This window comes from Butyrivibrio proteoclasticus P6B7 (genome assembly GCF_000622085.1).
GTDB classification, from domain to species: Bacteria; Bacillota; Clostridia; order Lachnospirales; family Lachnospiraceae; genus Butyrivibrio; species Butyrivibrio proteoclasticus_A.
The window spans coordinates 1-12,737 of sequence record NZ_JHWL01000006.1; the positions used below are offsets into that span (position 1 = coordinate 1).

The window sequence follows — 12,737 nt, forward strand, 5'->3', positions numbered from 1 at the left end:
CTCTGTATCCGCTTTCCTGAAAAAGTGGGGTTATCCTTCGCATTCTTTTTATATACAGGGATATAGTCCTTTGCAAGGTAGTCTGCCTTTGATGTGTAGCTTTCTTCTGTAAGGACAAACCTTATACCATATTCAGCAAGTTTGTATCTGAGCATGTCTGCAAATATCAGCATTGGTATCTGCACAAAGTTCTGGTTATTGACATGTCCTATACCTATTTCCTTTTTCTGGTATGTGTTATGTCCCATCACCACTATGTCTACATGGTTATCCCTTGCATAGTCAGCAAGCTGTCTGCTCACCTTATGGAACTGATCCTTTATCCTTCTGTTCCTCTTTTCAGTAAGAGAATTCATCCTCCTTGTCCTGTACCTCTTGTTACATGTCATGGCACAGGAAGAGAGTCTTTTCATCTCTTTGTTGTAAAGTTGGTTGATTGACTTGATCATACCTCCCTTTATCACAAATGGTCTTGCACCAAAAGTGTTTGCTACAGCGGCTATGTTGTCAGTTCCGGGATCGATAGCCATAACTCTCAGATTTTTCAGATCCTCTACAGCCGAAAGGTCAGCGAGGATATCCTTATCAGCCATGGGGGTTATCCCTTTGTCAGGCACTGAAAGAACTACATCCAGGACAAAGCTGTTTCCACTGGGCTTTATGCGTACTTCCTTAAGGCATACTTCTTCCGGGAGCTGACCAAGAGACAGAGTATCCCTGGTTCCGGGAAACTTAAGGCAGCCATCTTTGAGCCTGCATATCTGGTTCGTAAGGACAGATGTCTTGAATGAACCGGAAGGCATATACCCCGGCATCCTGGGACGCCCCGTGAAGGCCTCAGGATTCCTTCCATATACTTTTACAGCTTCAAAGAAAGACTTATAGTCCCTAAGAAGGAGCTTTAATATCTGCTGATTAGCCTGGGCCGGAAGGGCATAGTATGCCTTATCCCTTGTTACCTTTAGCAGATGATCAAGGGCATTATATGAGAGCCACTTGCTGTCACCTAGATATTTGGTTCCAAAGAGACTATCCCTTACGAGCCTGTAAACTACCATCTGGTTTGGGAAAAGAGGCTTGAACATGGCCATTGAATCGACCGATGAAGAATACTGCCTTAAGATGAAATTTGCCCTGTTGTACAGAATGGCTGATGATCTGCAGATATCCCTGCAGTAGTCATAGAGTATGTGGTTTTTGCTTATCCTGTATTGCCTTGTTCTGTACACGGTTGAAAATTCCTTATCAGTATTCTATAGTTAGTATTATAGCACACATTTCAGAAAATCACAAACAAATGTTCTCTTAGGATAAGGAGTAAATTTATGCAGAAATCGATGCTGGAATCAGATATCCTGAACGAGTACAGAAGAGGCTCACATTCCGTATACAAACTCACTTACCATGTGATTTTCGTGACTAAATACAGAAAGAAAGTGATCACAGATGAGATCGGTGATTTCATGAAGAATTACGCCGCTTACCTCTGTGGACGCATGAACAGCAAACTCATTTCAGCAGAGACCGATGTCGATCACATGCATCTGCTGATCTCCATGCCACCTGATGTGGCTCCTGTAAAGCTCATCAACTCGTTAAAATCACAACTTTCTAAAGAAGTGAGAAATACATATAGGACTCATGTAGAAAAGTATCTATGGGGAGATTCACCCTTCTGGAGTGCAAGTTACTTCTGTGCCACTACAGGAAGTGTTTCTCTTGATACTGTTAAGAAATACATTGAAGAACAACGAACAGAAGAACACAAACGCAAATACATTAAGACGGGAAAATACAAAAAGAAAAGCTAGTGCGATTCATCCCACAACCGATTTCATCGGAAGGGGTTTTCTCGCACGTTGTTATAAGTTTTTTCTTCATGTCTTTTTCTCCTCGTTGTATCACTTACTGTATTGTTCTACTGTACTGTGCGTAGTAATACAGTTACAACACTATGCATTATATCTGTCAACAACAAGAGCTATAGTTCTTGTTTTATCTTTTTCCTGCATCTCCAACTATGGTAAAATATGGCATTGAAACATATCAAACTCAAGGAGAATCACATGGGAGTTCCCATCAATTTCAGTAATCACATACACATATCAGACAAAACCTGGTCAAATGGCGCACTGAGTTATCTTGGCTATGCAGATATAGATGATTCCATGTTAAAAGAACTTGTGGCTAATCAGAAACTTCAATACATCCAGATATCTGATTATCTGCCACCTGCTGCCTATCAGATCATTGATAGAATCCTGGGAATGCGGCCTGACCTGACATTCAGGTTATTTCACTTTCTAAATGCCAAGACTGTCGACATTTCTTTTCTCAAAGAAATGCCTCATGTTAAGCGCCTTCAGATAGACTGCATCGACTTTAGAGATAATCCAGAGAGAATCAATCTTGATGTGCTCACCAAGCTTAACTTAACGGCTCTGCACATAGACTGCTTTGACCTTCGGGATTATAGCTTTATTCAGCGTCTGGTTCCTGGGCTTGAGGACCTTGCCATCATGGCGGACACCATGGGCCCTGGCATCACCTTTGACTGCAAGTGGCTCTTAAGATTCGAAGGCCTTAAGACCCTGTTCCTTGGTAAAAAAGCTAAGAAAAACCTTGAGTGCATCAGCAACCTGCCAGACCTTAAGTCCCTGACACTTCGAGGAATCAGGCTTTCAAATTTTGCTTTTCTTAATACCATGAACCTTGACAGGCTGGCTCTTTTGTGGAATTCCAATTCAGACCTTCATGAGCTTGCAGCATTGAAGCAGTTAAAAGAGCTAGAGCTCTGGAGGATCAGCAAGTTAAGCGATATTTCTTTTATCAAAGAATTAAAAGCTCTGGAAGTCATCAAGCTCCAGGACCTTAAGCATGTCCAGAGCCTTCCTGACCTGGCAGACCACGCCAGCTTGCAGCAACTGATTCTCATCGACACGGGCATTAACGTAAAAGAACTACCTCCTTACCTTCAGGATAAAGTCAGCAACTGGGATTATAGATAAAACACTTAGAAATTCATAGAAATAATAAATAATAAAAGGGTTCATTAGCTTCCTGCTAATGAACCCTTACTATAATTCTATTCAACTCTTCTGTTTCCACATCAATTGATCCAAGCACTTCTATCATTAGGATTACTCAATCCCTATACTACCATCTGAATATGTGATTACCCAGTAGCCACCATCCGAACCACAGTCCTCATGATAGGTCTTATCTACAATTTCAGGACGGTTGGCCTTCTCATCATCCTGGTCCTTACTATTATCTCCAGTTGTCTGCTCAATCTCAGTTCCTTTTGTTGTATCCGTCACCAGACCAGTTACTCTGTCAGGATCAGTATAATCCACATCACTTCCCTTAGTATTCATCCACTCACTATCGCCATCACGATCAGCATCCACATTTCTAAACTCGCCGTCAGACAAAGGAATCTTAGGCTCTTCATCAAATGAAATAGTTGTATCTTCTTTCTTTTCATTTCCTCTTACTATTAATGCTAGCGCATCATGATAACTCGGAATGAACAGACACAAAAATACATTTATAAGAAACAAACTAAACACTGATCCAGTTACAACAAACAAAAAACCTAAGAACTTCCTCATTTCATTCCCTTCCTTGATACAAGCGGTGTCAAGCCAAATACTTATTGCTTTGGCCCGCAACCATCCTCATAGCCAACAACCTTCCGCAGCCAATACCTACCGGACAACCACTAATACTCAATCACCCAACTAGCTGATCTCTCAATAGGCCCTGCAGGGTAGCTATCGTAGGTTACTTTATAATAGCCACTACCTTTGGCGTCCTGCATCTCCGGGTCGAATACGTACCACTTGTCACTCATCTTGATCTCAACCCAGGCGTGGCCTGTTCTTCCGCCGGTGGAGGCCCTCACTGTTCCGCTGCAGACCCTGGTTTCGTAGCCAAGTCCCCTTGCAATATATCCAAAGGCCGCTGCGTATTTGTAGCAGTTGCCACTTCCATCTTTTAACATCGCCTCAGCATATGCGCCGGTCCAGTTACCTATCGGCACATCCATTTCCCTCTGGTAGGCAAAAGAGTTAACAAAATAATTAAAGCAGCTCTCAAGCTGTTTCTCCTGGCTCATGCCAGAAGTTGTGCAGTTATCAAGCACCGCTGCTACCAGCTTTTTAAGCTCTGTATCAGGCTGGATCAGAGTTCCATCCTCTTTGCGCCATTTAATGCCATACTCGGTATGAATGAAGTGAGATCCTGGAACTTCCCATTCCATGAGATTTCCTGCGGCCTGAGCATGGATAACATTACGAATTTCCTCTTTTAACCCATCTGGAACACCGTAAAGCGCATTCTCTCCAATAGAGACAACGCTGGCTGGGATCACTGCCCCAGACAAAGCAGCCGGAAAGCACAGAAGCACCGTCATATCCTTGTCATACAGACAGTTACTATAGGATGCGTAATAGGGATTATTATCGCTAACTGTAATGGATCTGAGTCTGATAAGATTTCTGAAGGCACCAGAAGTAATCTCGGTCACGTCGCTTCCGATGTGGACCGTGGTTATATCAAGCTCGTTCCTAAAGGATTTAGCACTTAATACCACACCCTCAGAGGCCTCTACCCTTGCAGCCGGGATAAAAGAGCTTACAAGTGCCAGCACCATTGCGAACGCTATAAACTTAACTTTTGCACCATGTCCCAACATTACCTTCAGAACCTTTCACTGATTCCAGACATCTATTTCACCAACTGAATCTTTCCCAATTTCCAGACATCAACTACTCTCACTGCACCTTTCTCTGGGTCTTAACGTCGAATTTCTTTCTTACCTTCGCATAGGAAACCGCGTTCTTACTGCTTCCGCCCTCGTCAGGATGCTTACCATAGCCTGCCTGAGCGAGGATTGCATCACCGTAACCCTCTTTTCCATCAACAATCACCTGACACCACTGGTTGTCCCAGGAATTGATATTCTTATGAACCCAGGTGATTCCCATGTAATCAAGGATAAGACCAAGAGCTCTTGTAGCTCCTGCGCAGGAGTACTCACCACCGATAAACACGCCGTAAGCGGTGCGGTATATCTGGCCCTCAGTAGTATATGTTCCAAGGTCGCAGTAAGCCTTTACTACGCCAGCAGCGTAGGCAACCTTCTCAACCTCTTTTACCTTATCTCCACCTGCCTCGGTAATTCCGGCAGCTATCTGTTTGGCGATACTTCTGGCCATAACCTCCTGGCCATAGGTCATTCCGCCATTATCGTGCTTGGTCTTTGGGATAACCACAACATCCTCATCCCCTGTAGGAACTACGTACTCAAGATTATCGCCGATAAGTCTGTTGGCAACTCTTCCCTCTTTTTTACCAAATACAACCCAGTGCTCAATAAGCTTATTGGCATCTGTGCCATAAGCATTTCTAAGATCCTCATAGTTGAGGTAATAGAACAGCGCATTGTACTCGTAGGAGTAGTTAACGCCATTGTATGTGGTTGTAGCCTTGGCAAGTTCAGTATATGGATCGTCCTTGGCCTCAACCTGAAGCTCTAAAAGACTCCCGCAGACTAGATAGAATACTGCAAAGAACATAATAAAAGAACTAAGAAATTTCCGAGAAATAGAATTCATACAGATCACCCCATTCTTTTCAACATACATAGCAAAGTGATTATGCTTTGCGGAAATCCCAGGACATTTTTCTGCACACAAAAAAGTGCCGATAAGATTTCACACACTAATCTTATCGACACATTTAATCAATTTCTTAATACCTTTTTCTTCTGGTTATAAACATATATGCTGCTAAAAGAGCTATCGCACATATAAACAGTCTGTACAAATCTTCTGTGGTATCTGAGGTATCCGCTCTTCTGGCTCCTAAGACTCCATCATCACCTCTTGCAGCCAGTTCATAGGTACTATTAGTAACAACCTCTGTACCATCCTCATTAACTACCTTGGTGGTAGATGCCGAACCTGTGCTATTGGCCTTGGTGGTTCTGGTATCATCACAATCTGTCCCGGTTCCCACATTCTTGGCGGCCTTGGAATTATCTACAAGTACAAGTCTTCCCTTTGTAAGGTCCACATCGTACATATAGGTCACATCATTACCCTTGGCATCTCTTATAACAAAGCTTGAAATCTCATTGCTTGTCTCTCCAGGACCTGTCTGACAACCAATGAAGCTGACCTCACAGATTGTGTGTCCCGGCATAAGTGAGCCATCGGTGATCTTGTAAGTATTGTTGGTAAGAGACTTACCATCATCATTCTTAACTGTAGTTCCCGCCTCTAAGGTGATCTCTCTCTTAGTTACCCGGACGGAGGATCTGGTTGGAACTATATCAAACTTACTTGTAAGAGCATTGCCTAAGCTGTCCAAAACATAGATATCTTCTGGAGCTATTATCGCTCCCTTGTAGTAAAAAGGAATGTCGTAATCGCCAATATCTGTAACCTCTACATAGGCTGCATCCACATTGACCCAATACTCTTCGCCATTGTACTCAAAGGTTGTTCCATGTCCATCGCTGGCATAAACCTTGGTCTCCTTAAAGACACCAGCCCAGTCGAAGATATGCTGAAGGAGAGTTTTATTTCTCATAGGATCAATAATATTGATGCTAAAACCACCTACCTTGTGAGGCTGGCCATCATACTCGATTTCCATGTCATCACAGCAGGTCTTGATCTCAATGATTACTTCTGGAGGTCCGGACTCTTCTTCCTTAGGCTCTTCTTTGGTTTTCTCCTTATATGGTTCCTCTTCAGGAACTAGCTCTTTTTCCAGGATAACGCCATCTACATGATAGAAAACATCGTAGTTGTCGCCACCTGTTGTCGCCCATTTGTAAACGTACCATTTAACGTAGTGCTTGGAAGGGTCAAAGCCCTTCACTACGCCTGCGATCTGCTCTGCTGAAGGTACAGCTGCCAAAGCGTTTGTAACCTCGTTGGCAACAGTAAAGCCGTCATCCATAAAGTCTTCCTTAGTGGTGTCGGCAACTACTGCTTTACTGCCCATTCCAGCATTGTTAATCCTGATCGCATCTGAGTAATCCCCTGAAAAGTGATTACTCGGTTCGTAAGGGATGTCTCCCTCCCCAATCTTGCCTCTGATAAAGAAACATACATCCCTGTAACCTACTTTATCTACTGGAGCCACAGCCTCTTTCGTAAGGCCCGGAACATCTTCGCTTACCTCGTCTGTACTATCCTCCGTGGTGTACTCTACCTCTTCCTCAGATATATCTTCATAAGATTTCTCTTCATCCTCATCTACCTCTGAAGGAACTAAAGATGTATCTAAATCCGCAGCATAATCCGATGATACTTCCCCTGCATCATCAGCTTCTTTCTCATAATTGTCATCTGTGACATCCCCATTAGTCACTTCATCTGACAATTCCCCATTTGTTGATTGTACGCCCTCACTAGCATAGACAGAGATAGTGGAGTAGCTATTCTGGAAAACCGCTACACCAATAGCCATACTCATAAGAAGAGCAATCCTTGCATGCTTATGGTTATTCACCGTTCCGACTCCCTAAAATCTATATAAATCATACTGTTATATCATAGCAAATAAAACATCACATAACTCATCATATTTTGGATTATTTTTGCAATTTTTCCTGCCGTTTATGATTATAACCGCATCTTGAGATATTATCCACAAGAAATTACTAGAATTCATGCGTTATATCAGCGCCATAGCATCCGCAACTGAAGAAACACCGCGGATTTCAATATCTTTAAAGCTCTTCTTGAGCTTGCTCTCTAACGCCTTAGGCACAATGCAGACTTTAAAGCCCAGCTTCTGAGCTTCCTGAACTCTGCTCTCCGCCATATTAACTGAACGCACCTCTCCAGAAAGACCTACCTCTCCAAAGGCAATTGTATCCTCACTTATAGGCTTATTCTTAAAGCTGGATATGATAGCAAGGCATATTCCAAGGTCCAGAGATGGCTCAGCTATCTTCATTCCGCCTGCCAGGTTAACATAGGCATCCTGATCCCCCAGCATAAGGCCGATTCTCTTTTCAAGAACCGCCATAAGCAGGTTAACTCTGTTATAGTCCGTTCCGTTGGCCTGGCGTCTTGGGATACCAAAGTTACTACGGCACACAAGGGCCTGAATCTCAATAAGGATGGGCCTTGTTCCCTCAACAGAGCAGGTAACAATAGATCCGCTGGCATCGTGAGGTCTTCCATCTATCATAAACTCCGATGGATTGGACACTTCCATGAGACCCTTTTCCTCCATCTCGAAGACTCCGATCTCATTGGTGGAACCAAATCTGTTCTTAACAGCCCTTAAGATCCTGTAGGAGGCGTGTCTGTCTCCCTCAAAATAAAGAACTGTATCCACCATATGCTCAAGGACTCTTGGACCAGCCACCTGACCTTCCTTAGTAACGTGACCTACGATAAATATGGAGATATTCATGCTCTTGGCAATCCGTAGAAGTACAGATGTGGACTCCCTTACCTGGGATACGCTTCCAGGAGCTGAAGAAACCGCCTCATTATACATGGTCTGTATGGAGTCAATGATAATAACATCAGGATTACTCCTGATAATAGCCTCTTCAATGGTGCCAAGATTAGTCTCACACATGAACTTGAGACTTTCCTTAAACTCACCTATTCTGTTGGCCCTTAGCTTGATCTGCTTAAGAGATTCCTCACCTGATATATAAAGAACTTTCTTATCATCGCCCGAGAGATTTCCCGCCACCTGAAGAAGAAGGGTAGACTTACCAATACCAGGATCTCCGCCCACAAGAATAAGAGATCCCTTTACAAGACCTCCACCCAGGACTCTATTAAGTTCACCAATGTGGGTATCAGCTCTTTCCTCATCAGTCATCACGATCTCTGAAAGTGAAAGAGGCTTGGAATTAGAAGAAGAGGAAGCTCCCCTGCTATCCTTAGCACTTCCCGACTTAGACGGAACCTTAACAGGCTCCTCAACAAAGGTATTCCACTCTCTACAGCCTGGGCACTGTCCCATCCATTTAGATGATTCATAGCCACAGCTCTGACAATAGAACACGTTCTTCATCTTAGTTGCCATACATACTCCCCCAATTAAAATGGAGCTTCTTAGTTACCTAAAAAGCTCCACCTCTGATCTTTAATCTTTAATCTTATTTCTCTACTCTAACCTGCGCTTCTCCCTTACCAGAAAGTTCAACGCTAAGATTAAGCTTTCCTCCAAGGTTGGTGCTCATCTTTCCAATACTATTTCCGTTAACATATACGCTGTATTCAGTATTTTCCAAAAGACCTAATGTGATCTGAGCATCGCTCTCACCCTCTACGTTAAAGCTTACTCCGTTCTCTGTCTCCTTAAATCCTGTAACTGCTGTTCCTGGTACTGATTCATAAACAAAGTTTTCATTGCTTTCAAGTTTAGTGATATCCTTGTAAGTCTTAACCTTAAGAACGTTGCCGTTGTGCTCGAAGTTCTCAAGTTTTTTCTTTTCTGGAAGCTGGTAATTACCAAAGCTGATGCTTCCATCCTGTTCTGCTCTTATCAACTGTTCTACGACAGCCATACTAAATCCTCCTGCAATCTGAAAATCTATCCATTAGTGCCATGAATAGAAAACTCCTTAATGTTACTTACATTATAATTCATGACGGCCTAATGTAAAATTAAATTTTCATTACTTTTTGTTATTCTTTTTGGTGGCTGTTTTTGCCTTATTTACGGGCTTTACTGCGGTTTTCTTAGCAGCAGTTTTCTTTGCCGTTGTTTTCTTTGTAACTGTCTTTTTAGCTGTAGCTTTTTTGGCTACAGTCTTCTTAGCTGCTGTCTTGGTCGCTGCCTTCTTAGCTGTGGACTTGAACTCGATCTTGTCCTTGTTAAGGGTAACAGTTACATCTGTGTCGACCTTGATATTGCCCTTTAAGAGCTCCTCTGCCATTGCATCCTCGATGGTTGACTGGATAGCTCTTTTAAGAGGTCTTGCACCCATCTTGGCGTCAGAATGCTTCTCTACCAGGAACTTCTTAACAGCTGGAGAGATTGTAAGGTTAATACCCATCTGGGTCTTACATCTCTTGCTAAGGTTCTGTGAAAGCAGGGTCACGATCTCCATCATCTCCTTCTCAGTAAGGGTATGGAATACCATGATCTCATCAATTCTATTGATAAACTCAGGCTTAAAGAGCTTCTTGACCTCTTCCATTACGCCTGACTTCATATCCTCGTAGTCCTTCTTGGCATCATCGCCAGCGCCAAAGCCAAGCTTCTTAGGATCAACAATTCTCTGGGCACCAACGTTGGATGTCATAATGAGGATTGTGTTCTTAAAGCTTACCTTTCTGCCCTTGGAATCTGTAATGTGTCCATCATCAAGAACCTGAAGGAGCACGTTAAAGATATCAGGATGAGCCTTCTCAATCTCATCAAAGAGGATTACTGAGTAAGGATGTCTTCTAACCTTCTCAGAAAGCTGACCGCCATCGTCAAAGCCCACATATCCTGGAGGTGATCCGATCATCTTGGATACGGAGTGGCCTTCCATGTACTCTGACATATCTACTCTGATAAGAGCGTTCTCATCACCAAACATAGCCTCAGCAAGGGCCTTGGAAAGCTCTGTCTTACCTACACCGGTTGGTCCAAGGAACAGGAAGGATCCAATTGGTCTGTTAGGATCCTGAAGACCTACTCGGCCTCTTCTGATAGCCTTAGATACTGCCTTAACAGCATCCTCCTGACCGATAACTCTCTTATGAAGGATGCTCTCAAGCTTAAGGAGCTTCTCTGATTCCTTCTCTGCAATCTTCTTAACAGGGATTCTGGTCCACTGAGCCACAACCTCTGCGATGTCGTTCTCATTAACAATATAGCCTGAGCCGTTCTCTTTGCGCTTCTCAGAGTTCTTGACTCTTGAAAGCTTGGCCATGAGCTGATTCTGCTCCTTGTTAAGTTCGCCAGCCTTCTTAAAGTCTGAAGCCTTAAGGGCTTCCTCGATGGCTGAATCAAGCTCTTTTATCTTAACCTCAATGTCCTTAACCTTCTGTGGAGCTCCCATAGTGCGAAGTCTTACAGCAGAAGCAGCCTCATCAATAAGATCGATGGCCTTATCTGGAAGGTTACGGTCATTGATATATCTCTCAGAAAGATCTACAGCAGCCTTCAGAGCTTCCTCTGTAATAGTAACCTTGTGGTGCTCCTCGTACTTACTTACAACACCCTTAAGGATCTCTGTAGCCTCTTCCTTGGTAGGTTCATCCACGTTAACTGGCTGGAATCTACGCTCTAAAGCTGCATCCTTCTCAACGTACTTGCGGAACTCACTGATGGTAGTGGCACCGATCATCTGAATCTCGCCTCTTGCAAGAGAAGGCTTAAGAATGTTGGATGCATCAATGGCACCCTCTGCGCCGCCGGCACCAATAAGGGTGTGCATCTCATCTACGAAAAGAATGATATTGCCGTCATCAGCAACTTCCTTGATAACCTTCTTGATACGCTCTTCGAACTCACCTCTGTACTTGGAGCCTGCGATCATACCTGAAAGGTCAAGGGTCATAAGACGCTTATTCTGAACTGTAAGAGGAACATCTCCTGCTGCGATTCTCTGGGCAAGCCCCTCTACAACTGCAGTCTTACCAACGCCTGGTTCACCGATAAGGCAAGGGTTATTCTTGGTTCTTCTACTAAGGATCTGGATTACGCGCTTGATCTCGCGTTCTCTTCCGATAACGGGATCCAACTTATTCTCAACAGCAAGAGCTGTCATATCTCTACTATACTGAGCAAGAATAGAAGCCTTCTTGCCAGTCTTAGGTGCTACCTTCTTGCCAAGGTCCTCTTTTACCAGATTAGGGTCCTCGCCCATGGCAGCCAGAGTCTCTGCATAAATCTTCTGAGCAGGGACGTTGAGTGTGCTAATAAGTCTTACAGCAACGTTCTCTCCCTCCTTAATAAGTGCCAGAAGAATATGCTCTGTACCTGTGTTAGGAGAATGGAATCTCTCTGCCATTCTGTGGGCCTCCTCCAGAACCTTCTCAGCTCTTGGAGAAAAGCCGTCCCTATCCAGGGTACGTACATTACTATCAGGCACGATAAGATCTCTTATCATGTCCATCATACGATTCTCATCTATTCCATTATCTATAAGAATCCTTGAAGCCACACTTCCATCTTCCAAGATAAGTCCCATTAAGATATGCTCTGTTCCAACATAGTTAAGTTTGAGACTTCTAGCTGTCTTCTTGGCAAGCTTAAGTGCGTCCTCAGCCATGACTGTAAACTTAGAATTCATATTAGTCAGTCCTTTCCCGAGTATTAACTGTTCTCGTAATCATCATATAGTTTGTCAACTAGTCCGTGAATATCCTGTCTGTTAAGGCCCTTACATATGGCTCTTGCAAGAACCACCGCCAGTTCTGATTCTGCCTGACTAAGTGCCTTAAGCTTATTGATATCTATGGCTATTACCGCGCCTCTTCTGCGGTCTATCTTAACAAAGCCCTCCTGCTGCAGGATCGAATATGCCTTGTTGACCGTATGCATGTTGATACCAATTGTCTCAGCAAGCTGTCTTACACTAGGCAATTGCTCGCCTTCACGAAACTGAGACGTGGCAATTCCCAATATGATCTGATTACATAGCTGAACGTATATGGCTTCACCACTATTAAAATCAATTTCGATGATCATATCCGCCTCCATTTCTCTGTGATATATTAAGTATAACAGATAACAGATTATAGTCA

General features: G+C 43.4%; 11 protein-coding genes. 2 read left to right on the forward strand and 9 right to left on the reverse strand.

Translation table 11 applies throughout. From position 1 onward, the window contains the following. The coding region (locus T541_RS19055) for an RNA-guided endonuclease InsQ/TnpB family protein (protein ID WP_081779897.1) at positions 1-1,229 on the reverse strand (1,229 nt) is incomplete at its 3' end. A gap of 96 nt (positions 1,230-1,325) precedes the next feature. Between T541_RS19055 and tnpA the strand changes: the two genes are divergently transcribed. Both tnpA and T541_RS0106795 read left to right on the forward strand, forming a co-directional pair. After that, entirely contained in the window at positions 1,326-1,811 is a 486-nt protein-coding gene (gene tnpA, locus T541_RS19060; RefSeq protein ID WP_051538134.1) for an IS200/IS605 family transposase, read from the forward strand. A 255-nt stretch (positions 1,812-2,066) separates the two neighbouring features. Beyond that, positions 2,067-3,008: a hypothetical protein gene (locus tag T541_RS0106795; RefSeq protein ID WP_026651978.1), complete on the forward strand. Its 942-nt coding sequence runs from the start codon at positions 2,067-2,069 to the stop codon at positions 3,006-3,008. 132 nt (positions 3,009-3,140) lie between these two features. On the opposite strand, the gene T541_RS0106800 is transcribed toward T541_RS0106795, so the two are convergent. The 8 genes from T541_RS0106800 to T541_RS0106835 all read right to left on the reverse strand — a co-directional run bounded on the left by T541_RS0106800 (position 3,141) and on the right by T541_RS0106835 (position 12,681). Beyond that, complete coding sequence (locus T541_RS0106800; protein ID WP_026651980.1) at positions 3,141-3,614, reverse strand: hypothetical protein; 474 nt, start codon at positions 3,612-3,614, stop codon at positions 3,141-3,143. 110 nt (positions 3,615-3,724) lie between these two features. Continuing rightward, complete coding sequence (locus T541_RS0106805; protein WP_081779885.1) at positions 3,725-4,699, reverse strand: transglutaminase domain-containing protein; 975 nt, start codon at positions 4,697-4,699, stop codon at positions 3,725-3,727. Between the two features lie 79 nt (positions 4,700-4,778). Beyond that, positions 4,779-5,621 (reverse strand): hypothetical protein, encoded by an 843-nt coding sequence (locus T541_RS20630; RefSeq protein ID WP_026651982.1) that lies wholly within the window; start codon positions 5,619-5,621, stop codon positions 4,779-4,781. A gap of 136 nt (positions 5,622-5,757) precedes the next feature. Further along, on the reverse strand, positions 5,758-7,530 hold the full coding sequence (locus T541_RS0106815) for a hypothetical protein (RefSeq protein ID WP_026651983.1): 1,773 nt from the start codon (positions 7,528-7,530) through the stop codon (positions 5,758-5,760). Positions 7,531-7,695: 165 nt separating this feature from the next. Beyond that, positions 7,696-9,075, reverse strand: a complete 1,380-nt coding sequence (gene radA / locus T541_RS0106820; protein ID WP_026651984.1) for a DNA repair protein RadA — start codon at positions 9,073-9,075, stop codon at positions 7,696-7,698. 73 nt (positions 9,076-9,148) lie between these two features. Then, the gene (locus tag T541_RS0106825) at positions 9,149-9,559 is read right to left on the reverse strand and encodes a hypothetical protein (RefSeq protein WP_026651985.1); all 411 of its coding nucleotides are present in this window, start codon (positions 9,557-9,559) and stop codon (positions 9,149-9,151) included. 111 nt (positions 9,560-9,670) lie between these two features. Beyond that, a complete protein-coding gene (locus T541_RS19070; RefSeq protein ID WP_051538135.1) occupies positions 9,671-12,283 on the reverse strand; it encodes an ATP-dependent Clp protease ATP-binding subunit in 2,613 nt (870 codons plus the stop codon). 23 nt (positions 12,284-12,306) lie between these two features. Then, positions 12,307-12,681 (reverse strand): GntR family transcriptional regulator, encoded by a 375-nt coding sequence (locus tag T541_RS0106835; RefSeq protein WP_026651986.1) that lies wholly within the window; start codon positions 12,679-12,681, stop codon positions 12,307-12,309. Positions 12,682-12,737: the final 56 nt, after the last annotated feature.

What these genes read in the sequence shown, in the direction of transcription:
- T541_RS19070 (WP_051538135.1), bottom strand. Translation starts at nt 12,283, where the DNA reads ATGAATTCTAAGTTTACAGTCATGGCTGAGGACGCACTTAAGCTTGCC.
- T541_RS0106805 (WP_081779885.1), bottom strand. Translation starts at nt 4,699, where the DNA reads ATGTTGGGACATGGTGCAAAAGTTAAGTTTATAGCGTTCGCAATGGTG.
- T541_RS0106795 (WP_026651978.1), top strand. Translation starts at nt 2,067, where the DNA reads ATGGGAGTTCCCATCAATTTCAGTAATCACATACACATATCAGACAAA.
- T541_RS0106800 (WP_026651980.1), bottom strand. Translation starts at nt 3,614, where the DNA reads ATGAGGAAGTTCTTAGGTTTTTTGTTTGTTGTAACTGGATCAGTGTTT.
- T541_RS0106835 (WP_026651986.1), bottom strand. Translation starts at nt 12,681, where the DNA reads ATGATCATCGAAATTGATTTTAATAGTGGTGAAGCCATATACGTTCAG.
- T541_RS20630 (WP_026651982.1), bottom strand. Translation starts at nt 5,621, where the DNA reads ATGAATTCTATTTCTCGGAAATTTCTTAGTTCTTTTATTATGTTCTTT.
- T541_RS0106825 (WP_026651985.1), bottom strand. Translation starts at nt 9,559, where the DNA reads ATGGCTGTCGTAGAACAGTTGATAAGAGCAGAACAGGATGGAAGCATC.
- tnpA (WP_051538134.1), top strand. Translation starts at nt 1,326, where the DNA reads ATGCAGAAATCGATGCTGGAATCAGATATCCTGAACGAGTACAGAAGA.
- radA (WP_026651984.1), bottom strand. Translation starts at nt 9,075, where the DNA reads ATGGCAACTAAGATGAAGAACGTGTTCTATTGTCAGAGCTGTGGCTAT.